The organism is Lysobacter capsici (assembly GCF_018732085.1).
Lineage (GTDB): Bacteria > Pseudomonadota > Gammaproteobacteria > Xanthomonadales > Xanthomonadaceae > Lysobacter > Lysobacter capsici_A.
Genome location: NZ_CP076103.1, coordinates 3292642 through 3318617 on the forward strand (window position 1 = coordinate 3292642; position 25976 = coordinate 3318617).

The 25976-nt window shown below is 68.0% G+C and carries 20 protein-coding genes; 14 read left to right on the forward strand and 6 right to left on the reverse strand.

The window, feature by feature from the left end:
• Positions 1-258 precede the first annotated feature (258 nt).
• Both KME82_RS13665 and KME82_RS13670 read right to left on the reverse strand, forming a co-directional pair.
• Positions 259-438: a hypothetical protein gene (locus KME82_RS13665; RefSeq protein ID WP_056113905.1), complete on the reverse strand. Its 180-nt coding sequence runs from the start codon at positions 436-438 to the stop codon at positions 259-261.
• Positions 439-1002: 564 nt separating this feature from the next.
• Positions 1003-2532 (reverse strand): class II fumarate hydratase, encoded by a 1530-nt coding sequence (locus KME82_RS13670; protein ID WP_215494538.1) that lies wholly within the window; start codon positions 2530-2532, stop codon positions 1003-1005.
• A gap of 374 nt (positions 2533-2906) precedes the next feature.
• Between KME82_RS13670 and purB the strand changes: the two genes are divergently transcribed.
• From purB to KME82_RS13685, 3 genes are all read left to right on the forward strand, one after another.
• Positions 2907-4283: an adenylosuccinate lyase gene (gene purB, locus KME82_RS13675; RefSeq protein ID WP_215494539.1), complete on the forward strand. Its 1377-nt coding sequence runs from the start codon at positions 2907-2909 to the stop codon at positions 4281-4283.
• A gap of 509 nt (positions 4284-4792) precedes the next feature.
• Complete coding sequence (gene bla / locus KME82_RS13680; protein WP_215494540.1) at positions 4793-5743, forward strand: subclass B3 metallo-beta-lactamase; 951 nt, start codon at positions 4793-4795, stop codon at positions 5741-5743.
• A gap of 68 nt (positions 5744-5811) precedes the next feature.
• Positions 5812-6210: a VOC family protein gene (locus KME82_RS13685; protein WP_215494541.1), complete on the forward strand. Its 399-nt coding sequence runs from the start codon at positions 5812-5814 to the stop codon at positions 6208-6210.
• A 13-nt stretch (positions 6211-6223) separates the two neighbouring features.
• Here KME82_RS13685 and KME82_RS13690 read toward each other — a convergent pair whose 3' ends face one another.
• Entirely contained in the window at positions 6224-6904 is a 681-nt protein-coding gene (locus tag KME82_RS13690; protein WP_215494542.1) for a YoaK family protein, read from the reverse strand.
• 296 nt (positions 6905-7200) lie between these two features.
• Between KME82_RS13690 and KME82_RS13695 the strand changes: the two genes are divergently transcribed.
• From KME82_RS13695 to KME82_RS13735, 9 genes are all read left to right on the forward strand, one after another.
• Positions 7201-8463, forward strand: a complete 1263-nt coding sequence (locus tag KME82_RS13695) for a cupin domain-containing protein (RefSeq protein WP_215494543.1) — start codon at positions 7201-7203, stop codon at positions 8461-8463.
• Positions 8460-9362: a GNAT family N-acetyltransferase gene (locus KME82_RS13700; protein ID WP_252255313.1), complete on the forward strand. Its 903-nt coding sequence runs from the start codon at positions 8460-8462 to the stop codon at positions 9360-9362. The genes KME82_RS13695 and KME82_RS13700 overlap by 4 nt, the downstream gene beginning before the upstream one ends.
• Before the next feature lie 488 nt (positions 9363-9850).
• The gene (locus tag KME82_RS13705; RefSeq protein WP_215494544.1) at positions 9851-12685 is read left to right on the forward strand and encodes a 2-oxoglutarate dehydrogenase E1 component; all 2835 of its coding nucleotides are present in this window, start codon (positions 9851-9853) and stop codon (positions 12683-12685) included.
• A 66-nt stretch (positions 12686-12751) separates the two neighbouring features.
• Positions 12752-13969 (forward strand): dihydrolipoyllysine-residue succinyltransferase, encoded by a 1218-nt coding sequence (gene sucB, locus KME82_RS13710; protein WP_215494545.1) that lies wholly within the window; start codon positions 12752-12754, stop codon positions 13967-13969.
• Between the two features lie 95 nt (positions 13970-14064).
• Positions 14065-15495, forward strand: a complete 1431-nt coding sequence (gene lpdA / locus KME82_RS13715) for a dihydrolipoyl dehydrogenase (RefSeq protein WP_215494546.1) — start codon at positions 14065-14067, stop codon at positions 15493-15495.
• 165 nt (positions 15496-15660) lie between these two features.
• On the forward strand, positions 15661-16254 hold the full coding sequence (locus KME82_RS13720) for a TIGR00730 family Rossman fold protein (RefSeq protein WP_215494547.1): 594 nt from the start codon (positions 15661-15663) through the stop codon (positions 16252-16254).
• A gap of 155 nt (positions 16255-16409) precedes the next feature.
• On the forward strand, positions 16410-17396 hold the full coding sequence (locus tag KME82_RS13725; RefSeq protein ID WP_215494548.1) for a hypothetical protein: 987 nt from the start codon (positions 16410-16412) through the stop codon (positions 17394-17396).
• Between the two features lie 151 nt (positions 17397-17547).
• Positions 17548-18540, forward strand: a complete 993-nt coding sequence (locus KME82_RS13730; protein WP_215494549.1) for a YhdH/YhfP family quinone oxidoreductase — start codon at positions 17548-17550, stop codon at positions 18538-18540.
• 60 nt (positions 18541-18600) lie between these two features.
• Positions 18601-18972, forward strand: coding sequence for a response regulator (locus KME82_RS13735; protein WP_036104242.1), 372 nt, complete (start codon positions 18601-18603; stop codon positions 18970-18972).
• An 845-nt stretch (positions 18973-19817) separates the two neighbouring features.
• Here KME82_RS13735 and KME82_RS13740 read toward each other — a convergent pair.
• Positions 19818-20726, reverse strand: coding sequence for a DnaJ C-terminal domain-containing protein (locus KME82_RS13740; protein WP_215494550.1), 909 nt, complete (start codon positions 20724-20726; stop codon positions 19818-19820).
• A gap of 161 nt (positions 20727-20887) precedes the next feature.
• On the opposite strand from KME82_RS13740, the gene KME82_RS13745 reads away from it, so the two are divergent.
• Complete coding sequence (locus tag KME82_RS13745; RefSeq protein WP_215494551.1) at positions 20888-21364, forward strand: peroxiredoxin; 477 nt, start codon at positions 20888-20890, stop codon at positions 21362-21364.
• Positions 21365-21476: 112 nt separating this feature from the next.
• Here the strand turns inward: KME82_RS13745 and KME82_RS13750 are convergent, their stop codons facing one another.
• Positions 21477-22529 (reverse strand): adenosine deaminase, encoded by a 1053-nt coding sequence (locus KME82_RS13750; protein WP_252255315.1) that lies wholly within the window; start codon positions 22527-22529, stop codon positions 21477-21479.
• 264 nt (positions 22530-22793) lie between these two features.
• Here KME82_RS13750 and KME82_RS13755 point away from each other — a divergent pair, with 264 nt between their 5' ends.
• Positions 22794-23462 (forward strand): site-2 protease family protein, encoded by a 669-nt coding sequence (locus tag KME82_RS13755; RefSeq protein WP_215494553.1) that lies wholly within the window; start codon positions 22794-22796, stop codon positions 23460-23462.
• 40 nt (positions 23463-23502) lie between these two features.
• Here the strand turns inward: KME82_RS13755 and pbpC are convergent, their stop codons facing one another.
• Complete coding sequence (gene pbpC / locus KME82_RS13760; protein WP_215494554.1) at positions 23503-25926, reverse strand: penicillin-binding protein 1C; 2424 nt, start codon at positions 25924-25926, stop codon at positions 23503-23505.
• Between the last annotated feature and the right edge of the window lie 50 nt (positions 25927-25976).

Genomic DNA, 25976 nt, shown 5'->3' on the forward strand with positions numbered 1-25976 from the left:
AATCGATCGAATCGCGGCGCGTTACGAACGGCTGCGCGGAACATCGCGCGATATGCACGGCGAAGTCGGCATCGGAGAATGCGCCCGCAACGGGCGACTTGGGCGGCCGCGACGATCGCGTCATCGCAATGCGGGCCTGCTTGGGCTTGCACTGCACCGACACCGCAGACCGAAGTCTGCGATGGCGGGGCGGTCCGAATCCGCTGGACGGCGGATTCGGCCCCGGACCGGGCGTGCCCCCGGACCCGGGACCGTGGATCAGTGCGCCGGCTTGACGCTGGCGACGGCGGCCTGGGCCGCGTCGGCGGCGACCGGAGCGACCTGGGAGGCCACATCGGCCTTTATGTCTTCGCCGATCGGCACGTCCTGCGGCGCGCAGGCGGCACAGGCGAACAGCGACAGGACGGCGGCGTACCGAAAGAAAGTCTTGGACATCATGAGCGAGGCTCCATGGTGATGGCTGACCGGATCGGGGCGATCCGGGGTTCGGGGGAAAACACGTTCCGCGGACGCATCCGGCGACCCGCACAACGATGCACATAAAACCGCAAACATAACCCTGGCATTACGGACCGATTACCGCTCAATAACCGCCCATCGCTGCCCGGCGTTCGCGGACCTGCCCGGCGACCTGAGCCGCCGGATTCGCGATAAACCCGCGCAGCACGGGTTTGCCGCGAAATCCGTCACGCGCGGGAAAGGCATCGGGAACCCGAGGTTTCCGTCAGGCGCCGCCGCTTTCGCAAGCCGCATCGCCGCCTTCCCGCCGCAGCGGGAGATTATCGCGCGATCGCGCGCGAATATCCCCGAACACGAACCGAGCATATCCAAGCGCCAGCGCCTGAAAACCCCACCCCGGTCGCGAAACTAAATCCTGGAACAATTCGATCCACCGTGGCCGCTGGCCCCGCCTTCCCCAAGGCACCACCGCAACCACGGCATCCATGATCCGACTTTAATCACACTCTGACATGAATTGAAGCGGGCGAGGTTCACGCAGTCTCAACCGCCCCCGCCGCCCGCGCCGCCGGCCTGGATGCCGCCGCGGGTCAGCCGGGTCGGATCGAGCAGGCGCCGCAGTTGCTTTTCCGGCAGCCCGGTGACTTGCATCGCCACCTCCAGCACCGGCCGGCCTTCCTTATAGGCCTGCTTGGCGATCGCCGCGGCTTTCTCGTAACCGATCAGCGGGTTGAGCGCGGTGACCAGGATCGGATTGCGGTCCAGGGCCTCGCGCACATGCGCCTCGCGCGCGCGCAGCCCGGCGATCGCGCTGTCGGCGAGCAGGCGCATGGCGTTGCCGAGCAGGCGGATCGAATCGAGCAGGTCGTAGGCGATCAGCGGCAGCATCACGTTGAGCTGGAAATTGCCGCTCTGCCCGGCCACGGTGATCGCCGCGTGGTGACCGATCACCTGCGCGCAGACCATCGCCATCGCTTCGGGAATCACCGGATTGACCTTGCCGGGCATGATCGAGCTGCCCGGCTGCAACGCCGGCAATTCGATCTCGCCCAGGCCGGCCAGCGGGCCGGAATTCATCCAGCGCAGATCGTTGGCGATCTTGGTCAGGGCCACCGCCAGGGCGCTGAGCTGGCCGGACAGTTCGACCGCGTCGTCCTGCGCGGCCAGGCCTTCGAACTTGTTCGCCGCCGATTCGAAGCGCGTGCCAGTCGCGGCCGACAGCGCCTTGGCCATGGCCTTGCCGAAACGCGGGTCGGCGTTGATGCCGGTGCCGATCGCGGTGCCGCCGATCGGCAGCCGGCGCAGGCGCTTGAGGCTGTCCTCGATGCGCTGCTGCGCCGAATCGAGCTGCGCGGCCCAGGTGTCGAACTCCTGGCCGAACGTCAGCGGCATGGCGTCCATGAGATGGGTGCGGCCGGTCTTGGTGGTCTTGGCCAGTTCCTTGGCGCGGCGCCCGATGGTCTTGCGCAGATGCGCGAGCGCCGGCAGCAAAGATTCCACCACCGCCAACTGCGCCGACACCCGGATCGTGGTCGGGATCACGTCGTTCGAGCTTTGGCCCAGGTTGACGTGATCGTTCGGATGGATCGCGTGCTTGCCCGCGCGCGAGGCCAGGGTCGCGATGACCTCGTTGGCGTTCATGTTGCTCGAGGTGCCCGAGCCGGTCTGATAGACGTCGATCGGAAAATGCGCGTCGAAGCGCCCGTCGGCGACCTGCGCCGCGGCGGCGCCGATGGCCTTGGCCACGCCGGCGTCGAGCAGGCCGAGCCCGCCGTTGACCTGGGCCGCGGCGGCTTTCACCAGCGCCAGCGCGCGGATGAATTCGCGCGGCATCGGCACGCCGGAGATCGGAAAGTTCTGCACCGCGCGCTGGGTCTGCGCGCCCCACAAGGCGTCGATGGGGACGCTGAGCTCGCCCATGCTGTCGTGTTCGCGGCGGAAACCGTCGGCGGCCGCGGCTTGCGCGGGCTTGCCCGCCGCCGGCTTGGTCCGGGTCTTGGCCGGTTTTCCGGCCGAGTTCTTGGCCGAGTTCTTGGCCGATTTCTGGGCCGAATGGGGGGATTTAGTCGCCATTGCCAACTCCATTGAGTCTTGGGGGTAACGCATGGCCCATGGGCCGTGCATCGCATCGAGTGGTCGGGGACGCGGCGGTGCTTCGCAACAGCGAAGGCCGCGCCGTGCTGGCATTACGACTGCGCTGGCGGGCGTCATGATCGCCGCGACCGCGAGGCGCGTCGAGTGCGCGCGGGTATTTCGCCCGATCCGGCGAGGTCGCAATCGCGCGGAGCTTCATGTAGGAGCGGCGTAAGCCGCGACCGCGGGGTCACGAGTTTGCGGCGCGAACGTGAGGCCCCGCGGTCGCGGCTCACGCCGCTGCTACACGTGGCGCCCGGCATCCTGCGGACCGTGGGGTAGAATGGCGGACTGTTTCCTGCCTTGCGTGTGCCATGTCCGTCGACCCCCAGACCGCCCTGCTCGCCCTGTCCCCGCTCGATGGCCGCTACGCCGGCAAGGTCGATGCGCTGCGGCCGATCTTTTCCGAATTCGGCCTGATCAAGGCCCGCGTCAAGGTCGAAGTGGAGTGGCTGCTGGCCTTGGCCAACGAGCCGGGCATCGTCGAGCTCAAGCCGTTCTCCGAGGCCGCCGCGGCGCGCCTGCGCGCGCTGGCCGATGGGCTGTCGGTCGAGGACGCGGCGCGGGTGAAGGAGATCGAGCGCACCACCAATCACGACGTCAAGGCGGTCGAGTACCTGATCAAGGAACGGCTCAAGGACGATGCCGAGCTCGGCCCGGCCCTGGAATTCGTGCATTTCGCCTGCACCAGCGAGGACATCAACAACCTCAGCTATGCGCTGATGCTCAACCAGGCCCGCCAGCACGTGCTGCTGCCGCGGCTGGACGAACTGATCCAGGCCCTGCGCGCGATGGCCCACGCCCACGCCGCGCTGCCGATGCTCTCGCGCACCCACGGCCAGACCGCGTCGCCGACCACGGTCGGCAAGGAACTGGCCAACGTGGTCGCGCGCCTGCAGCGCCAGGGCGAGACCCTGGCCGGCGCGCAGATGCCCGGCAAGATCAACGGCGCGGTCGGCAACTACAACGCCCATGTTTCGGCGTATCCGGATATCGACTGGCCGGTGTTCTGCGAGCGCTTCGTCGCGTCGCTCGGCCTGGACTGGCAGCCCTACACCACCCAGATCGAGCCGCACGACGGCATCGCCGAGCTGTGCGACGCGCAGCGCCGGATCGACACGATCTGCATCGACCTGTGCCGCGACGTGTGGGGCTACATCTCGCTGGGGTACTTCAAACAGGCGGTCAAGGCCGGCGAAATCGGCAGCTCGACCATGCCGCACAAGGTCAACCCGATCGATTTCGAGAACGCCGAAGGCAACTTCGGTATCGCCAACGCATTGTTCGAACACTTCGCCGCCAAGCTGCCGATCAGCCGCTGGCAGCGCGACCTGACCGACTCGACCGTGCTGCGCGCGCTCGGCACCGCGTTCGGCCACGCCTTGATCGGCATCGACGCGCTGATGCGCGGCCTGGGCAAGCTCAGCGTCAATCCCGAGCGCCTGGCCGCCGACCTCGACGCGTCGTGGGAAGTGCTGGCCGAAGCGGTGCAGACGGTGATGCGCCGCCATGGCCTGCCGAACCCGTACGAACAGCTCAAGGCGCTGACCCGCGGCCAGGGCATCAACGAAGCCTCGATGCGCGAGTTCATCGCTTCGCTGGAACTGCCGGCCGAGGACAAGCAGCGGCTGCTGGCGATGACCCCGGGCAGCTACACCGGCCTGGCCGAGCGGCTGGCGCGCGAGATCTGATCCGGCGCAGGCATCCCACTCGCTGGCTTCGCGGGTACGTACCTACCTGTAGGAGCGGCGCGAGCCGCCACTGCGAATACCCAACTGCGCCGAAACCTGCGCCGTAGCCGCATTGTCGCGGTCGCGGCTCGCGCCGCTCCTACAGTCGCTCCGGCGCGGCCACGTCTGCTCATTGTAGGAGCGGCGTAAGCCGCGACCGCGAATACGCAACTACGACGAAGCTTGCGCCGCGGCCGCATTGTCGAGGTCGCGGCTTGCGCGGCTCCTACAGTCGCTCCGACGCGGCCACGTTCGCTCTTGTAGGAGCGGCGCAAGCGGCGACTGCGAATACGCAATTGCGTCGAAACTTGCGCCGTAGCCGCATTGTCGCGATCAAGGCTCACGCCGCTCCTACAGTCGCCGCGACGCGGAAGCAAAAATCCAGCTTTCTGTTGCCACAATTTCTTTTTGCTTCGCGATACCTCCGGATCGGAGATAGTGATCGCCACTGTCCTGCAAGGGTTTCGCACATGCGTTTTCGCACCGGCGTGTTGGCCGCTTCGCTAATTTCATCGCTGCTCGCCGCCTGCGCGAGCGCGCCGCACGCCGACCGGACCCGCACCGCGAAGGCCGCCGCGCCCGCGCCCTGCCCCGTCGATCCGAGCTGGGACGAACCGACCGCGCCGCGCCACATCTACGCCAACACCTGGTACGTAGGCACCTGCGCGATCAGCGCGATCCTGATCACCTCCGATGCCGGCCACATCCTCATCGACGGCGTTACCGACAAGGCCGCGCCGCGGATCGAGGCCAACATCCGCGCGCTCGGTTTCGAGCCGGAGGACGTGCGTTATATCGTCAGTTCGCACGAACACCTCGATCACGTCGGCGGCATCGCCCGCCTGCAACGCGATACCGGCGCGAGCGTGGTCGCGCGCGAACCGGCGGCGAGCGCGCTGGAACGCGGCCACAGCGATCGCAGCGATCCGCAGTTCCTGAGCGTGGCGAAGTTTGCGCCGGTCGCTTCGGTGCGACGCATCGGCGACGGCGAAATCCTGCGCCTGGGTCCGATCGCATTGACCGCCCACGCCACGCCCGGCCATACCGCCGGCGGCACCAGTTGGACCTGGTCCTCGTGCGAGGGCGCGACCTGCCGCGCCATGGTCTACGCCGACAGCGTCACCCCGTTCTCCGACGAGGTGTATCGCTACAGCGAAAACGCCGAGATGGTCGCGGCATTCCGCAAGAGTCTGGCGACCATCGCCGCGCTGCCCTGCGACATCCTGCTGACGCCGCATCCCAGCGCGAGCCAATTGCTGGAGCGTCTGGACCCGACCTCCGGCATCGGCCTGGTCGACACCCACGCTTGCCGCGCCTACGCCGCGACCGGCAGCGAAAAACTCGATACGCGCCTGTCCAAGGAACGGGCCGACCGGCCCGGCAACGTCCCGAGCCAGAAGCAGCCCACGCCAGGCCCCTGAAGCGCGCCGCCACGCCGCCTTAGCGCGGCCCGCGCGACACTCCAGCCTCGATCCTGCGGAGCGCGACGATGCGACAGCTGATCAATATCGACGTCCCCGACCTCGATGCGGCGATGGGTTTCTACACTCACGCCTTCGGTTTGCACGTCGGGCGCAGGCTCGGCGCGGAGGTGGTCGAACTGCTCGGTGGGCAGGCGCCGATCTATCTGTTGCGCAAACCTGAAGGCTCGGCCGCCGCGGGCGAGGACACCCGCCGCTACGCGCGGCATTGGTCACCGCTGCACCTGGACGTGGTGGTGGACGACCTCGACGCGGCCTTGCAAAGCGTGCTCGCGGCCGGCGCGCGCCAGGAAGGGGCCATCCGCACGGCGAATTGGGGCCGGATCGTGCAGATCGCCGATCCGTTCGGGCATGGCTGGTGCCTGCTGCAGTTTCTTGGCGGCGGTTACGACGAGATCGCCGACTGAGACCGGCCCGGCCTCACCCGCCCTGCATGGGCCTGCGCAAGACCCAGTGCCGGTAAAGCGCGTAGGACACCCCGGTGATGCCGGTCAGCATCGCCGGGACATACAAGGCCCGGTAGCTCCACGCCTGAAACAGCACCGCGCCGATCGCCCCGCCGGCCAGGAAGCCGCAGATCACCACCAGGCACAGCCACACCCGGCGCGTGCCGACCGGCAGCCCACGCAGCCAATGGCCGAGCGCGACGCCGACGTCGGTGAACAAACCGGTCAGATGGGTGGTCCGGATCAGCGCGCCGCTGTAGGTCGTGGCCATCGCGTTCTGCAGGCCGCAGGCGACCGCGGCGAGCATCACCCCCGCATGCACGTCGCGCTCCATCAACGGCACCGCCGCGAACAGACAGGCCGCTTCCACCGCCAACACCACGCCATAGCGACGGCCTAGCTTCAAGGTGCTGTCCTGGATGATCAGGCCGCTGAGCACCGCGCCGAACACGAACGACAAGGCCACCAAAGCCAGATCGAGCGCCACCCGGCCCTGGCCGTGGGCCAGCGCGACCCCGAGCAAGGTCGTGGTGCCGGTCAGATGCGTGACCGCCTGATGCTCATAGCCGAGATAGCCGATGGCATTGATCATGCCGGCGATCGCGGCCAGGCAGGCCGTGCCGATCCACACCCACCGCGGCAGTACGATTCCCATTGCGTCCCCCTGGTCTTCGTCAGTTTAGCCGCCACGGTCTGCACTCGAACCTCGGGCGCTGCCGTCGCCCGGATTGAATCGAATCGAATCGAGGCCAGCCGAAACCCGTCCGAGCACGTCCACACACGCCGAAGCCGATCCACATAGATCCAACGGCGACGAATCGCGCCAATCGCGCACGCCGATCCGAAACGCCCGAACGGCCCGGTTCGGCGACGCGCGTGCGCCACCAAGCCTGGTCACATCGGCGACAATGCGGTTATCCGTGCGATCCGAGCGCGATCCAACCTGTAGCCATGGCCAAGAAATCCGTCGCAAGCCCCGCCCGCCGCCAGACCGCCGCTCCGGCGATCGAGGTCGACGCGGCCGCCCATCCGCCGCTGGGCATGAGCCCGGCCGTGTTCCTGCGCGACTACTGGCAAAAGCGCCCGCTGCTGATCCGCAACGCCTTCCCCGGCCTGCAATCGCCGATCCAGCCCGAGGATCTGGCCGGCCTGGCCTGCGAAGAAGGCGTGCTGGCGCGGGTGATCGAGCACGATCGCGACCGCGATGTGTATGCATTGCGGCATGGGCCGTTCGAGGAGTCCTATTTCCCCGGTTTGCCGCAGCAGGACTGGACGCTGTTGGTGCAGGACGTCGACAAATGGGACGCCGACGTCGCCGCGCTGCTGCCGGCCTTCGATTTCCTGCCGCGCTGGCGCATCGACGACATCATGGTCTCGTTCGCCGCGCCGGGCGGCTCGGTCGGCGCGCATGTCGACCAGTACGACGTATTCCTGCTGCAGGCCCAGGGCCACCGGCGCTGGCAGATCGACGCGCGGCCCGATGCGCCGCAGGACTTCCGCCCCGACGCCGACCTCAAACTGCTGCGCGAATTCGACCCCAGCCACGATTGGGTGCTCGGTCCCGGCGACATGCTGTACCTGCCGCCGGGCGTGCCGCACCACGGCGTCGCGCAGGACGCCTGCCTGACCTTCTCGGTCGGCATGCGCGCGCCGTCGGCCGCCGAGCTGATGGGCGACTACATCGACACCCTGGCCGGCGAGGCCGACGACAGCCTGCGCTACCGCGATCCCGACCTGAGCCCGCCGCGCGATCCCAACGAAATCGACGCGACCGCGATGGGCCGGGTGGTCGAGGCCTTGAACGCGATGCGCATGAACGACCCCGACCGCCTCGGCGACTGGTTCGGCCGCTTCATCACCGTGTACCGCGCCGCCGGCGAGGTCACCGCGGGCGGCGAGGAGCCGCGCTCGCGCATCGAGATCGAATGGGACCTGGAACGCGGCGCCTCGCTGTGGCGGCACCCGTGGTCGCGGATGGCCTGGCGCAAGGCCCACGCCAAGGGCCAGGCCGCGCGGCTGTACGTCAGCGGCCAGGAATTCGCCCTGCCCGCGCGCGACGCCCAGGCCATCGCCGCGGCGGTCGAGCTCGACGCCGAAGCCTATTCGGCGCTGTCGGAGACCGGCCGCGCCTGCGTGCAGGAGCTGATCGCCGGCGGCCATTACCGGCTGGGCCTGGACGACGACGACAGCGAGGACGCGGGGGACGAGGCGTGAGCGCGGGCTTCCGGGTGGCCTCGGTGGTCGATTACGCCGCTGCCCTGCCGGCGCTGCGGCAGGTGCGCGAGACGGTATTCGTGCAGGAACAGAATGTCCCGGCCGAACTCGAACTCGACGCCCACGACCCGCTGTGCCAGCACGTGCTGGCGTTCGCCGACGACGGCACGCCGATCGGCACCGGCCGGCTGACCCCGGACCGGCGCATCGGCCGCATGGCCGTGCTCGCCGCCTGGCGCGGCCGCGGCGTCGGCGAGGCCGTGCTGGCGGCGTTGCTGCAACGCGCCGGCGAGCTGGGCTGGCGCGAAATTACCCTGCACGCGCAATTGCCGGCGCAGCGGCTCTACGCACGTCACGGTTTCCTGCCGGTCGGCGCGCGTTTCTTCGAGGCCGGGATCGAACACCAATCGATGCGGCTGTTGCTGGGCGCGGTCAATCCGGTCGAGACCCGCGACGCGGCCCTGGCGGCCTTGCTCGGGGTCATCGCCGGCGCCCGCCGCGGCCTGTCGATCTACAGCCGCGACCTCGACCCGGGGCTGCTCGACCGCAACGACGCCACCACCGCGCTGCGCCGCTTCGCCACCGGCGGCGGGGTGACCCGCATCGTGCTGCACGACCCGGCCGCGCCGCAGCGCGCCCTGGCGCCGTTGATCGGCCTGGCCCAGCGCCTGCCCAGCGCGTTCTTGTTCCGCGCGATCGAGGAGCCGGTCGACCAGACCTATGCCTCGGCCTACACCGTCAACGATCGCGACGCCTGGTACTACCGCACCCTGGGCAACCGCTTCGACGGCGAGACCCGGCTCGACGGCGGTCCGCGCGCGCGCCAGCTGCGCGCCCACTTCGACCCGGTCTGGGAACGCGCCCGGCCGTGCAGCGAGTACCGAGCGCTGGGGATCTGAGCAACCGAAGCCAGCGAACCTCGGCCCCTGCGCCTGCACAAGGCCGCTTGGAACGGACAGGGCCACTTGGGCAAAAACGACCTCAACCTCGACGGGCCATGTCGCCCAGCGTTCGGTCACAGCGTCGCGGACCAGTCCGTGCCGACGAAACGCCATCTACCGAAAACCTCTGCGACTTCATCGAGAGATATCGTTTTCATCGACATGCCCCGGGGCTCGCAGACCTGCCCGGCGCACCCTTCGCGCTTGAAACGCCAGCGCCCGGCCCAAGACCTAGGCCACGTTGCCGGAACGGTCCAATCGAAGGTCCCGGCCCCTCCGCAACGGCCCGTCCGCACCGAAATCGAACCGAATCGGCCACTTAGACATAAGTAGTTATGCCGCTGGGCTTAACACTACCGCTATAATTCTCAGCCTTGCCCGCGCCCAGCGCCTGAGTGCGCCCGCGCGACGCCACTTCCGCCCCCAAGAGTTTCCCGATAGCCATCGTGGACAGCCTCCTCAAGCAGTTTTCGCAATCCTCGCAACTCGGCGCCAACGCCGCCTTCATCGAAGACCTGTACGAGCAGTACCTGGTCGATCCCGACAGCGTCGGGGCCAAGTGGAAAAGCTACTTCGACGGCTTCAAGGGCCGCGAAGCCGGCGATGTTCCGCATTCGGCCGCGATCGAGAGCATCGCCCAGGCCGGCAAAGCCGCCGCCCGCGGCGCGATCGCCTCCCCGGCCGGCGGACCGAGCGGCAGCGACGAGCGCGAACGCGCCGTCGGCAAGGTCATCACCGCCTACCGTTCGCGCGGCCACCTGGCCGCCGACATCGACCCGCTGGGCCTGCTGGTCAAGCCCGACGCGCCGGACCTGGCGCTGGGCTTCCATCGCCTGTCCGAGAGCGACCAGTCGGTCGAGTTCTCGACCGGCGGCGTGGCCGGCCAGGAACGGATGAAGCTCGGCGACCTGCTGACCCTGCTCAAGGCCACCTACACCGGCCCGATCGGCGCGGAGTTCATGCACATCGCCGACGCCGAACAGCGCCGCTGGATGTACGAGCGCCTGGAAACCGCGGCCGGCAAGTACGGCCGCAGCGTCGAGGACAAGAAGCGCATCCTCGAGCGGCTGACCGCCGCCGACGGCCTGGAGCGCTACCTGGGCACCAAGTACGTCGGCCAGAAGCGCTTCTCGCTGGAAGGCGGCGACGCGCTGATCCCGCTGATGGACGTGACCATCCGCCGCGCCGGCGAGCAAGGCGTGCAGGACGTGATCATCGGCATGGCCCACCGCGGCCGCCTCAACGTCCTGGTCAACACCCTGGGCAAGCCGCCGCGCAAGCTGTTCGACGAGTTCGAAGGCAAGTTCGAGCACGACGAGCACGCCCACACCGGCGACGTGAAGTACCACATGGGCTTCAGCGCCGACGTCGCCACCCCCGGCGGCCCGGTCCACCTGGCGCTGGCGTTCAATCCCTCGCATCTTGAGATCGTCAACCCGGTGGTCGCCGGCAGCGTGCGTTCGCGCCAGACCCGCCGCGGCGACAAGGGCCGCGCCCAGGTGCTGCCGGTGCTGCTGCACGGCGACGCCGCGTTCGCAGGTCAAGGCGTGGGCATGGAGCTGTTCCAGATGTCGCAGGCGCGCGGGTTCGCGGTCGGCGGCACGGTCCACATCGTCATCAACAACCAGGTCGGCTTCACCACCAGCGAGCGCCAGGACGCCCGGTCCACGCTGTACTGCACCGACGTGGCCAAGATGGTCGGCGCGCCAATCCTGCACGTGAACTCCGACCACCCCGAAGCGGTGGTGTTCTGTGCGGAACTCGCGCTGGACTTCCGTCAGCGCTTCGGCCGCGACGTGGTCATCGACCTGGTCTGCTACCGCCGCCACGGCCACAACGAGGCCGACGAGCCGGCGGCAACCCAGCCGCTGATGTACCAGGTGATCCGCAAGCACAAGACCCCGCGCGAGCTCTACGCCGAACAGCTGGTCGGCGAAGGCACGCTCAAGGCCGAGGACGCGCAGGCGCTGGTCGACCAGTACCGCGACAAGCTCGACGCCGGCGCGGTCACCACCGAGCTGGTCGAGGTCAAGCCCGACGAATTCACCATCGACTGGTCCAAGTACCTGTCGGGCAAGCTCAGCGATCCGGTCGACACCACCTTCGATCGCAGCAAGCTCGACGCGCTCGCGACCCAGATCAACGCCGTCGCCGACACCGTCAAGCTGCATCCGCGCGTGGCCAAGATCTACGAAGACCGCCGCAAGATGGCCGCCGGCGAGCTGTCCGGCGACTGGGGCTTCGCCGAGAACCTGGCCTACGCCACCTTGATCAGCGAAGGCTACAAGCTGCGCCTGGTCGGCCAGGACAGCGGCCGCGGCACCTTCTTCCACCGTCACGCGATCCAGCACGAGCAGACCAGCGACGAGTACATCCTGCCGCTGCGCGAACTGGTCAAGAACCCGTCCGACGTCACCATCATCGACTCGCTGCTCAGCGAGGAAGCGGTGATGGCGTTCGAATACGGCTACTCGACCGCCGATCCCATGACCCTGGACATCTGGGAAGCGCAGTTCGGCGACTTCGCCAACGGCGCCCAGGTCGTCATCGACCAGTTCCTGTCCTCCGGCGAAGCCAAGTGGGGCCGTCTGTGCGGCCTGGTGCTGCTGCTGCCTCACGGCTACGAAGGTCAGGGCCCCGAGCACAGCTCGGCGCGCCTGGAGCGCTTCCTGCAGCTGTGCGCGCTGGAGAACATGCTGGTCTGCGTGCCGACCACGCCGGCCCAGGCCTACCACATGATCCGCCGGCAGATGCGCATGAGCACGCGCAAGCCGCTGGTGGTGATGACGCCCAAGTCGCTGCTGCGCCACAAGCTCGCGGTGTCGACCCTGGACGAACTGGCCAATGGCGAATTCCAGCACCTGATCCCGGACACCGCGGCCAACGTCAAGAAGGTCAAGCGCGTGGCGCTGTGCTCGGGCAAGGTCTACTACGACCTGTACGAGCAGGCGCAGAAGGACGGGCTGGACGAGGTCGCGATCGTGCGCATCGAACAGCTGTACCCGTTCCCGCGCGAAGCCCTCGCCGCCGAACTCAAGCGTTTCGGCGCGGCCACCGACGTGGTGTGGTGCCAGGAAGAGCCGCAGAACCAGGGCGCCTGGTACCAGATCCGCCACCACCTGACCGCCTGCCTGGGCGCGAAGCAAGCGCTGCACTACGCCGGACGCGCGCGTTCGCCGTCGCCGGCCGCCGGTCACCTGGCCGACCACATCGCCGAGCAGACCAAGCTGGTCGCCGACGCGCTGGTCAATTCGCTGCACGGAGAGTCCAGCGCCGAATAAGGCGCTGGTGCTTCGACGACCCTCATTACGCATACCCACTTACAAGCACTCCAGGATGCCTGCCCCATGAGCACCGAGATCAAAGTCCCCGTTCTGCCCGAGTCGGTCTCCGACGCCACCATTGCCACCTGGCACAAGAAAGTCGGCGATGCGGTCAAGCGCGACGAGAACCTGGTCGACCTGGAAACCGACAAGGTCGTGCTCGAAGTGCCCTCGCCGGTCGACGGCGTGCTCAAGGAAATCAAGTTCGAGGAAGGCGCGACCGTGACCAGCTCGCAGCTGATCGCGATCGTCGAAGCCGGCGCCGCCGCCAGCGCGCCCGCCGCCGAAGCCGCTCCGGCCGCCGCCAAGGTCGACGCGACCCCGGCCGCTGGCGCGCAGCCGATCACGCCCAAGGCCGAAGCCCCCAAGGCCGCCGCCGCCCCGACCTCCAACGACCAGCTGCCCCCGGGCGCGCGTTTCACCGCGAACAAGGAAGGCATCGACGCTTCGCAGGTCGAAGGCACCGGCCGCAAGGGCGCGGTGACCAAGGAAGACATCCTCAATTACGCCAAGAACGGCGGCGTCGGCAACGCCGCCGGCGCGCGTCCGGAAGAGCGCGTGCCGATGACCCGCATGCGCGCGCGCATCGCCGAGCGCCTGATGCAGTCGAAGAACTCGATCGCGATGCTGACCTCGTTCAACGAAGTCAACCTCGGCAAGGTCATGGCGATGCGCAAGGAGCTGGGCGAGTCGTTCGAGAAGGCCAACGGCGTCAAGCTGGGCTTCATGAGCTTCTTCGCCAAGGCCGCGGCCAACGCGCTGCAGCGTCACCCGGTGGTCAACGCCTCGGTCGACGGCAACGACGTGGTCTATCACGGCTATGCCGACATCTCGATCGCGGTGTCGACCGAGAAGGGCTTGGTCACGCCGGTGCTGCGCAATGTCGAGCGCATGGGCTTCGCCGACGTCGAGAAGGCCATCGGCGACTACGCCAAGAAGGCCCGCGACGGCAAGCTGGCGCTGGAAGACCTGCAGGGCGGCACCTTCACCATCACCAACGGCGGCACCTTCGGCTCGCTGATGTCGACCCCGATCGTCAACCCGCCGCAGTCGGCCATCCTCGGCATGCACGCGATCAAGGAACGCGCGATCGTCGAGAACGGCGCCGTGGTCGCCGCGCCGATGATGTACATCGCGCTGAGCTACGACCACCGCATCATCGACGGCAAGGACGCGGTGCTGTTCCTGGTCGACATCAAGAACCAGCTGGAAAATCCGCATCGCATGCTGTTGGGTATGTGAAGCCGGGAATCGGGAATGGGGAATCGTAGAAGCCCGCAGCCCCACCCCGCTCTTCCGATTCCCAACTCCCCATTCCCTATTCCCGTGAGCGAAGCATGAGCGAACAACAACAATTCGACGTAGTCGTCATCGGCGCCGGCCCCGCCGGCTATCACGCCGCCATCCGCGCCGCCCAGCTCGGTCTCAAGACCGCCTGCATCGACGCGGCGCTCGGCAAGGACGGCAAGCCCGCGCTCGGCGGCACCTGCCTGCGCGTGGGCTGCATTCCGTCCAAGGCGCTGCTCGACAGCTCGCGCCAGTTCTGGAACCTGCAACACCTGTTCGGCGAGCACGGCATCAGCGCCGAAAACGCCAAGATCGACGTCGCCACGATGGTCGGTCGCAAGGACAAGATCGTGAAGCAGTTCACCGGCGGCATCGCGATGCTGTTCAAGGCGAACAAGATCACCCCGTACTACGGCTTCGGCGTGCTGCACCCGGGCAATGTTGTCAAGGTCAAGCAGCACGACGGTTCCGAGGTCGAGCTCAAGGGCACCAACGTCATCATCGCCGCCGGTTCGGATTCGATCGAACTGCCGTTCGCCAAGTTCGACGGCGACAAGATCGTCGACAACGTCGGCGCGCTGGATTTCACCGAGGTTCCGAAGCGCCTGGGCGTGATCGGCGCCGGCGTGATCGGCCTGGAATTGGGCAGCGTGTGGAAGCGCCTGGGTTCGGAAGTCACCATCCTGGAAGCCCTGCCCGAGTTCCTCGCCGCCGCCGATGCCGAGGTCGCCAAGACCGCGGCCAAGGAATTCAAGAAGCAGGGCCTGGAGATCAAGCTCGGTGCGAAGGTCAGCAAGGCCGACATCCAGAAGGACGGCGTGCACCTGACCTATAACGACGGCAAGTCCGACCAGGAACTGGTCGTCGACAAGCTGCTGGTCGCGGTCGGCCGTCGCGCCGCGTCGAAGGGCCTGCTCGCCGAAGGCACCGGCGTCAAGATCAACGAGCGCGGCCAGATCGAAGTCGACGAGCACTGCCACACCGGCGTCGACGGCGTGTGGGCGGTCGGCGACTGCGTGCGCGGGCCGATGCTGGCGCACAAGGGCTTCGAGGAAGGCATCGCGGTCGCCGAACTCATCGCCGGCCTGCCGGGCCACGTCAACCTCGACACCGTGCCGTGGGTGATCTACACCGAGCCGGAAATCGCCTGGGTCGGCAAGACCGAGCAGCAGCTCAAGGCCGAGAACATCCCGTACAAGACCGGCAGCTTCCCGTTCGCGGCGATCGGCCGCGCGGTGGCGATGGGCGAGCCGGCCGGCTTCGTCAAGGTCATCGCCCACGCCGAGACCGATCGCGTGCTGGGCCTGCACCTGGTCGGCGTCGGCGTGTCCGAACTCGTCCACGAAGGCGTGCTGACCATGGAGTTCAACGGCTCCGCCGACGACCTCGCGCGCATCTGCCACGCCCATCCGACCCTGTCGGAAGCGATCCACGACGCGGCGATGGCGGTCGACAAGCGCGCCATTCACAAGGCGAATTAAGCCGGGAATCGGGAATGGAGAATCGGGAATCGGAAGGAGCGCAACGCGCCCGTCCGGTTCCCGATTCGCTTTTGGGCTTCCCGAAACCCACGCCGCCGCTTTCGCTCTTGCCGTCCCAATTCCCCATTCCCCATTCCCGATTCCCGATTCCCGATTCCCGCCCCCATGAAAAGCATCTGCATCTACTGCGGCTCCAACGCCGGCGCCAAGCCGATCTATACCGAGCGCGCGATGGCGCTCGGCCATCGCCTGGCCCAGGACGGCATCGCCCTGGTCTACGGCGGCGGCAACGTCGGCCTGATGGGCGTGGTCGCCGACGCCGTGCTCGAGGGCGGCGGCGAGGTGATCGGGGTGATTCCCGAGCAACTGGTCAACTGGGAAGTCGCCCATCGCGGCCTGAGCAAGCTCGAGATCGTCGGCTCGATGCACGAGCGCAAGGCGCGCATGTTCGACCTCGCCGACGGCTTCGTCGCCCTGCCCGGCGGCTTCGGCACGCTCGACGAAATGTTCGAGATGCTGACCTGGCGCCAGCTCGGCATCGGCAACAAGCCGTGCGCGTTTCTCGACATCGACGGCTTCTATGCGCCGTTGATGGCGATGCTCGATCGCATGGTCGCCGAGCGCTTCGTGCATGCCGATCAACGCAACGACCTGTGGCACGGCGACGACATCGACGCGATGCTCGGCTGGATGCAGGGCTACACCCCGGCCGCGGCCTCGAAGTGGCTGGACGAGAAGCGCCGCAAGGCCTTGCGTTGACGCACGCGCGCATCGGCGGCCGCGTCCGATGCGCAAGCGCTCGATCCGCAGTGATCGATCCATCGGCGCGCACACCCGCGCATCTGCGATGAGCGGCCTCGGCAGGCCGCCGGGCGACCCCGTATAGTCGGCCCAACCCCAGAAAGGATTCGAGGATGGCCCTCACCACCCGCCGCGGATTGCTGGCCGCCTGCCTCGCCCTGGCGTTGTTGCCGACCGTTTCGCTCGCGGCCAAAGCGCCCCAATCGGCCGCGCGCAGCGGCGATTGCGACCTGGCCAAGGAACTGCCCGCCGACGCCGACGCGCGCAGCCGCCGCATCGCCTGCGACATCCCGGTCAAGTACCAGAGCGACGTGCTGATCGCCGAGAACGTCGGCAGCCTGATCCGCCGCCACGACATGGCCGCGTGGCTGACCAGCGACGAACTGCTCAAGATCGGCGCGTTGAAGGATTTCCCCGGCTTGCCGAAGGGTTGGCTGACCGACGACCGCGGCGACCGCGTCGACGTCAACTACTTCAGCCAGGACGACGACAAGCTGATTTCGTTCGCCCAGTCCAGCCTGCACATGCAGCCGTTCGGCGTGCGCGACACCAAACGTCTGGACCCGCCGCGCCCGGCCAACCCGCGCGAACAAAAACTGATGGCCGCGCAGACCCTGGCGCGCACGCAGAAGCCGCTGTACTGCAGCGACACCCCGCCCAACATCGTCGTGTTCGACGTCGAAGAAGACCACAAGCCGCAGATCTTCGTGTTCATGATGCCGCCGTGGCAGGACGACGACGTGCCGATGGGCGGCTACACCATGTTCCGCATGGACGAAAGCGGCGAGCGCATCCTCGATCGCTACGAACAGACCCACAGCTGCCTCAACTACGACGGCAAGCAACTGGAAAAGGCCGAAGCGTTCTACGTCAGCCACCTGACCTCGGCCGCGCCGACCATGTTCCACGTGTTCATGAGCCTGCAGTACCGCAAGCCGCTGATCGTGTTCACCACCCAGAACCAGCTGCTGTGGAAGGTCGAACTGGGCCGCATCCAGTTGCTCGACAGCGACGACAAGGATTACAAGCGCGCCCGGAAATGGTCGAAAAAGATCAAGTCCGAGCGCGAGGTGGTGCCTACTTCCAGCGATATCGGTTGAGGCGGCGGGAATCGGGAATGGGGAGTCGGGAATCGTAAAAGCCTTGATGCATGCTTTGCTCTTTACGATTCCCCATTCCCCATTCCCCATTCCCCATTCCCGGCCCCAAACCCTCAGCTATCATCGCGCCGTACACCACGAGCCCGCGCCGATGACCATTCCCAGCAGCTTCAACGCCTTCCGCATCCACAACGACGCCAGCGGCTACCGCAGCGGCATCGAACAGGTGACGCTGGACGATCTCGCGCCGGGCGAGGTGGTGATCAAGACCGCGTTCTCCTCGGTCAACTTCAAGGACGCGCTCGCCGGCACCGGCGAAGGCAAGATCTTGCGCAAATTTCCGCTGGTCGGCGGCATCGACGTCGCCGGGCATGTAGTCGCCTCGCGCGATGCGGGCTTCAAGGAGGGCGATCCGGTCCTGGTCACCGGTTGCGGCCTCAGCGAGACCCGCGACGGCGGCTACAGCGAGTACGCGCGCCTACAGGCGCAGTGGGTGATCCCGCTGCCGTCCGGCCTGAGCCTGCGCGAAAGCATGATCCTGGGCACCGCCGGCTTCACCGCCGCGCTCGCGCTGCATCGCCTGCTCGACAACCGGCAGACGCCCGAGCACGGCCCGCTCGCGGTCACCGGCGCCACCGGCGGCGTGGGCTCGCTGGCGCTGGACATCTTCAGCCGCGCCGGTTTCGACGTGCATGCGATCAGCGGCAAGGCCGATCAGGCCGATTACCTGCGCTCGATCGGCGCCAGCCAGGTGCTCGACCGCGACGCGCTGAGCACCGCGCGGCCGATGGAATCGGTGCGCTTCGGCGGCGGCCTGGACAACGTCGGCGGGCCGATGCTGGCCAGCCTGCTCGCGCAGACCGCGCCCTACGGCAACGTCGCCACCGCCGGACTGGCCGCGAGCGCCGCGCTGGACAGTACGGTCATGCCGTTCATCATCCGCGGCGTGTCCCTGCTCGGGATCGCCTCGGCCGGCACCGCGCGCGACATCCGCGACAGCGTCTGGCAGCGCCTGGGCAGCGACTGGAAACCCGCGCACTTGGACCGGATCTGCACCCGCGAGGTCGGTTTGGCACAGTTGCCGCAGGTGTTTGGTGGCATGCTGGTGGGCGGTTCGGTCGGCCGAACCCTGGTCGTGATCTAGTTGGCATTGCAGCCGCGCGCCGCGTCGCTACAATCGGCCGCAGATCCTTGGGGGAAACACATGGCGCGTATTTTGATCGTCGACGATTCGCCGTCCCAGTTGATGGGCATCCGTCGCATCGTCGAGAAATTGGGGCACGAAGCACTGACCGCGGAAGACGGCGCCGCCGGCGTCGAGGCGGCCAAGCGCGAGCTGCCCGACATGATCCTGATGGACGTGGTCATGCCGAACCTCAACGGCTTCCAGGCCACCCGCTCGATCTGCCGCGAGGCGACGACCAAGCACATCCCGATCGTGCTGGTCACGACCAAGGACCAGGACACCGACCGCGTCTGGGGCATGCGCCAGGGCGCCAAGGCCTACATCACCAAGCCGTTCAGCGAGACCGACCTGTCCGAGATCATCGGCCAGCTGCTGCCTTCGGCGGGCTGAACGGGCGGCGCGGGCGATCCGCGCGGTTTCGGGTAGACACGATCCCGGCTTCGGCCGGGATTATTTTTGCGCGCTCATGCGCTCAGCCAGAGTATTTGGCTGGCGTCGGCCGGTTGCGTGCGGCGCTGGGCGCGCGTGCGGGGACGCGATGCACCTGCGCGACCTGCGACTTTCTGGCCCGCGGCGCCGACCTTGCCATCATCACGAGACCGTCCGGCCCGCAGCGCCTACCTTGCCATCATCACGAGATCGTCCGGCTCGCGTCGCACGCGCCTGCAGCCTCCGCGCGGCTACCACGCCCAGGACGCGCCCACCTACCGTCATCCCCGCGAAGGCGGGGATCCAGAGACTTCAGAGCCCTGTCGCGGTGAAGCCCTCGATCCCCGCCTTCGCGGGGATGACGATCAAAAACGGGGCCGCGGACAAACACGGGCCGCGGAGTTTTCGGCTTCATCGAAGCGGCACATCTCCCAGCCGTGAAGCAGCGCACCTGCCAGCCGTCATTCCCGCGAACGCGGGAATCCAGTGACTTGCGCTCCCGTCGCGATGCAACGCGAATCGCGACGAATCGCGGATACATCTCAGCTGCGCCCGCGGCAAAGTCGCTGGATTCCCGCGTTCGCGCGAATGACGGTTCGGAAGTTGCGACACTAACTGACGAAATAAACCGCGCAGGAATCAGACACGCGGGTCAGAAGCATCGCGGCCCTGCGGCGAAGCCACAGCAATCAATCCGACTCGACCGCGCACACGCACCGCGCCACCACGCCACCGCGCACCATCACCTCACCCGCGTATCCGCCCTGCGCGCTCAACTGGCTGATCCGCGCGCTGAAGCCCGCCCCTCACTCCCGCCGCCAATCGTCCCCAAACGCCACCCGCATCGTCTCGTACGCCTCATGCTGCGCATCGGTCTGCGGCCGCGGCGCCAGCACTTCGAGTTCGACGATCTGGTCGCCCGCCGGCGTGCCCGGCAAGCCGCGTCCGCGCAGCCGCAGTTTGCGGCCGGCTTCGGAATTGGCGGGAATCTTCAGGTCGACCGGCCCGCCCAGGGTCGGCACGCTGATCGTCGCGCCCAGCGCCGCTTCCCACGGCGCCAGCGGCAGCACGTGGATCACGTTGCGGCCGTCGACTTCGAACTGCGGATGCGCGGCGTATTCGATTTCCAGCAACAGATCGCCGTGCGTGCCCTGCCCCGCGAGCCGGATCAGCTGGCCCGGACGGATGCCCTTGGGCACGCGCACGTCCAGGGTCTTGTTGTTGACCGAAATGCGCACGCTGCCGCCTTCGTGGACCAACTCCAGCGAGATCGCCAGCTTGGCGCGGGTGTCGCCGCGCGGCGGCGCCGGACGCGCGCCGGCGTTACCGCCGAAGCCGCCACCGGCCGAGCGCCCGCGGCCGAACAGATTCTCGAAGAAATCGCTGAAACCGCCGCCCGCGCCGCCGCCGGCGAAGATTTCCTCGAAATCCGGATTGCCGCCGCCCTGGCCGCCGCCGAAGCCGCCCGGCGGCGCCTGCACTTCATCGCCCGGGCGATAACCGCGCGCACGCAGTTGATCGTAGGCGGTGCGCTTGTGCGGATCGCGCAAGGCCTCATAGGCTTCGTTGACCGCCTTGAATTTTTCCTCCGCGCCGGCTTCCTTGCTGACGTCGGGATGGTACTTGCGCGCAAGCCGGCGATACGCCGTCTTGATCTCGGCTTCGCCCGCGCTGGGCTCCAGGCCCAAAGTTTCGTAGTAATCCTTGAACTGCATCGATCGCTCCGGCGGCGTCGCGCGGCCGCGGCGCTGTCCGCCCAGCCCGCCTTGACGCATCATTAACCCGACAGCATGGCGACTATGACCGCGATTTCAAGTCGTTGACGCGGTGTTTAGACCCGCCTGCCTAGACTCGCACCCACTATCAGGAGAACCCCATGAGCATCCAGGTCGGCGACCGCCTGCCCGAAGTCGTACTCAAGCGCATCAGCCAGGGCATCGAAGCGGTCGACACCCGCGCCCTGTTCGACGGCCGCAAGGCCGTGCTGTTCGCGGTGCCCGGCGCGTTCACCCCGACCTGTTCGGAAAAGCACCTGCCCGGTTTCGTCCAGCATTTCGAGGACTTCCGCGCCAAGGGCATCGAAGTGGCCTGCCTGGCGGTCAACGACCCGTTCGTGATGCAGGCCTGGGCGCAGAGCCAGCACGTGCCCGACGGCATGATCATGCTGTCCGACGGCAACGGCGACCTGACCCGCGCGCTCGGCCTGGAACTCGACGCCAGCGCCTACGGCATGGGCACCCGCGCCAAGCGTTTCGCGCTGTACCTCGACGACGGCGTGGTCAAGCAACTGCACGTCGAAGAACCCGGCGAGTACCGCGTGTCTTCGGCCGAGTACATGCTCGAACAGGTCTGATCGCCGCCGCCGCGGGCCCGGAACGCATCCGGGCCCGGCAAAGACAACCCCGCCGAACGCGGGGTTGTTTGTTTGCGCGAATGGCTCGCTCGGTCCGAGACGCGCTTGCGGATCAGAACGTGGCGAACACCTGATCGAGCCGGTCCATGTAAGCGCGCTTGGCCGAAGCATCGATGAAGCTGCCCTCGAAGCTGTTGGCCGCGAGCTGCCACGCCTGCCGCGCGCCCAGTCCGGTGGCGGCGAAGGTCTCGGTGAAGTTCTGATTGACGTAACCGCCGAAGTAGGCCGGATCGTCGGAGTTGACCGTGGCGACCAGCCCGGCGTCTAGCAGCGCACCCAGGTTGTGCTGGCGCAGGTCCGGGAACACGCACAGTTTCAGGTTCGACAGCGGGCATACCGTCAGCGGAATGCGGTCCTGCGCGAGCCGCTGCATCAGCGCCGGGTCCTTGACGCTCTGCACGCCGTGATCGATGCGCTCGACCTTGAGCACGTCCAGCGCGCTCCACACATAGGCCGGCGGCCCTTCCTCGCCGGCGTGCGCGACCAGGCGCAGGCCCAGTTCGCGGCAGCGCGCGAACACCCGCGCGAATTTCTCCGGCGGATGGCCCAGCTCGCTCGAATCCAGGCCCACGCCGATGAACTTGTCGCGCAACGGCAGCGCCTGTTCCAGCGTTTCGAAGGCCTCGCGTTCGCTGAGGTGGCGCAGGAAACACAGGATCAGCAGCGCGCTCACGCCCAACTGCGCCTGTGCGTCGACGCAGGCGCGATGCAGGCCGTTGATGACCGTCTCGATCGAAACCCCGCGCGCAGTATGGGTCTGCGGATCGAAGAACATCTCGGTATGGACGACGTTGTCGGCGGCGGCGCGCTGCAGATAGGCCCAGGCCATGTCGTAGAAATCCTGCTCGGTGAGCAGCACGCTGGCGCCGGCGTAGTAGATGTCGAGGAAACTTTGCAGATTGCTGAAGGCGTAGGCCTTGCGCAGCGCTTCGACATCGGCGTACGGCACGCTGACGCCGTTGCGCTGGGCCAGGGCGAAGATCAGCTCGGGCTCCAGCGAACCTTCGATATGGATGTGCAGCTCGGCCTTGGGCATGCGGCGCAGCAGCTCGGGCAGACGCTGTGCGTCGATGCGGCCGAAGTCGTGGGTGGTGCTGGTGGCCACTGGATTCTCCCTGTCGGCGCTTGATGTCATGCGAATCGGACGAAAAAACCCCGGTTCCGGCACGGCGGCCGTTTGCGGCCCTATTGTCGCAGGCCCGGCGCTCTTTTGCCGGCGATGCAGGGCATCGCGCACGATCCCCGGTGCGGTCCGCGCCGCAACGACGCATCGTCGGCGCCGCGCGCAGCGCCGTGGCGCCTGCGACGCCGGCCGCAAGCGCGCGCTACCATGCTGCGTCGAACCCGTCCCCCTCGTTTGTGAACGCCGATGCCGACCGACCGTAGCGAACCGACCTTGTTCCGCCTGTTCGGCGCGCCGGTGAGCTTTCACTGGTCGGTGTTGCTGATCGTGCTGCTGGCGCTGTTGTTCAGTCGCGATCCGGCCACGGTGATGAGCGGCATCGCGGCCTACCTGTCGTTGATCGTCGCCCACGAGGCCGGCCACGCCTGGGTCGCGCGGCGCAACCGCCTGCGGGTGCATGCGCTGCGGATTTTTCCGCTGCACGGCGTGTGCAACTACGAAACCGCGCGCACGCCCGGGCAGGAGATCGCGGTCGCCTGGGGCGGCGTCGGCGCGCAGATGCTGCTGTTCGCGCTGGCGATCGCCTTGTCGGTGCTGAGCCCGAACTTGCCCGAACCGCTGCGCTCGCCGCTGGCCGCGATCGTGCTGGTGTGGGGGCCGATGAATCTGTTGAACGCGATCCTCAACCTGTTGCCGATCGCGCCGCTGGATGGTCGCACCGCCTGGGGCGTGGTGCCGTGGGCCTTGCAGCGGTTGCGCCGCAAACGCGCGGATCACAAGCGGCCGGCGACCTCGGTGAAACCCGCGCCATCGACAAACGCGTCGTCAAAAAATGCGTCGTCGAACAAGCCAACGTCGAGCAGCGGTTCCGGCGATAAAGTCGTGTCGCTGGACGAACGACGCAAACAACGCTGAGTCGAGCCGTATAGCGCGCAGTCGCCACGGCGATCGCCGCTCACCGCAATACCCGGAACCTGATCCGCGACCACGCGCCGGTATCGGCCAACGCGGTCAAGGTGTGATCGCCGACTTCGCCGAAATCGTGATCAAAGCGCGCGCGTCCCTGCGATTCGCCGATCAGCCGGCCGTCGAGCAGCCAGCGCACCCGCGCGTCGCTGCCGAGCGCGCGCAGCGACAACCGCAGCGGCGTCGCATTGCCCGGCGCGCGCGCCAATGTGGCCAGATCGTCGATGCCTTCTATGCGCAGTTCTTCGATCGCGTCGCGGCCGTCGTCGATGCAGTCGGGCGACAAGGCCGGCAGGCGCGCGGCCTTGCGCGTATCGGCGGCGAGCCAGGGAGACGCCAACGCCGGCCAGCGCGCCAGTTCCAGGGCCTTGCGCTCATGCGGCTTGGCGCAATCGGCCGACACGCGCAAGCCGCTGCGCGCATCGACCTCGTAACGCTCGATCCCCGCATTCCACAGCCGCGCATCGCGCTCGGCCAGGGTCGGCGGCACCGAGCCGTCCAGGGTCCAGGCCTGCATGCGCCGATGGCACAGCTGCGGCGCGTTCGGGTCCGGCGGCAGGCCCAGCGGCCAGCACACGTCGATCTGTTCGACGTTGGCCGGCTGCAGCCGCGGCGTCGCATCGCCGCGCTGGCGCGGCAGGCTATCGATCACTTCGAACAACAGCGGCAGCGCGGTCACCGCGCCGTACTGGCCCGGCAGCGGCGTGCCGTCGGGCCGGCCGACCCACACCCCGACCGTGTAACGCCGCGTGCTGCCCAACGCCCAGGCATCGCGAAAACCGTAACTGGTGCCGGTCTTCCAGGCCACGCGCGGACGACCGCTCGCATCGAGCGTCTGCTCGACGCTGCCCGGGCGCGGATTGGCTTCGAGGATTTCGCGCACGATCCAGGCCGCGCCCGGCGACAACAGCCGACGCTCCAGCACCGGCGCGTCGGGTTGATAGCGCACGCGTCCGGCGACGCCGTCGCGGTTGAACGCCGCATACGCGCCGACCAGGTCTTCGAGCCGCGCGCCGGTGCCGCCGAGGATCATCGCCAGGTTCGGCTGCGCGCCGCGCGGCCATTGCAGGTCGATGCCGGCATGCGCGAGCCGCGCCGAGAACCGCACCGGGCCGACCCGGTCGAGCAGATCCACCGCGGGCACGTTGAGCGACAGGCGCAACGCGGTCGCCGCGCCGACCGGGCCGTTGAACGCGGCGTCGAAATTGCCCGGCCGGTAGCCGTGGAAGGATTGCGGCGCATCGACGAACAGGCTTTCCGAATGGATCAAACCGTCGTCGAGCGCGAGCCCGTACAAGAACGGCTTGAGCGTCGAACCCGGCGAACGCCAGGCCTGGACCATGTCGACATGGCCCAGGCGCGCGGCGTCGCCGAAGGTCACCGAACCCACATAGGCGCGCGCTTCCAGGCTGGCGTTGTCGACCACCAGCAGCGCCGCGGAGGTGCGTTCGGGCAAGCTGGAAAAATACGCCGCGACCCGGTCTTCCAAGGTGCGCTGCAACGGCAGGTCGATGGTCGACAGCACCCGCGCCGCCTTGGGATTGGCGAAGCGCAGCCGCTGCGCGAGCAAGGGCGCGTAGCGCGGCGGTTGCAGCGAGCGCGCGACCACCGGTTCGACCCGCGCGTCCTCGACCTGCGCGCGCGACCACACGCCCAGCGCGGCCATGCGCGCGAGCACCTTGTCGCGGGCGACGCGCGCGCGTTCGGGTTCGCGGTCCGGGCGCAACCGGCTCGGCGACTGCGGCAGCACCGTCAGCAACGCCGCTTCGGCATGCGACAGACGCGAGGACGGCTTGCCCAGGTAGGCCCAGCTCGCCGCTTCGACGCCTTCGACGGTGCCGCCGAACGGCGCGCGGTTGAGGTAAAGAGCGAGGATCTGCGGCTTGGACAGATGCACTTCGAGTTGCAGCGCGCGCAGCATCTGCCGCGATTTCGACCACAGGCTGCGCCGGTTCTGCCCGGGCTCCGCGTCGAGGATGCGCGCGACCTGCATGGTAAGGGTCGAGCCGCCCGACACCACCCGCCCGCTGCGCAGCCACTGCCCGGCCGCGCGCAGCATCGCCACCGGGTTGATGCCCGGATGCTTCCAGAACCAGCGGTCTTCGTAGTTCAGCAGCGCTTGCAGATACAGCGGCGAGACCTTGGCCGCATCGACCGGATACCGCCACACGCCGTCGCGATCGGCGAACGCGCGCAGCGGCGTGCCGTCGCGCGCGACCACCACCGCGCCGGCATCGCGCGGTTTCGGCAACGGCAACGGGAATGCCAGATCGAGCAGCATCGCCGCGGTTGCCAGCAGCAACAGCGCGAGCAGCGCTTTCAGGCCGCGGCGGCGCCAACGATGTCCGGCCACCGCCGCGGGCGCGGCATGGCGCGCGGCCGTGGCGGCGTCAGGCGATGAGGAGGACGGCATGCGGCGTTCGCTGGGTTTCGCGATGCGCGCGCCTCAGGCCCTCGCGGGCC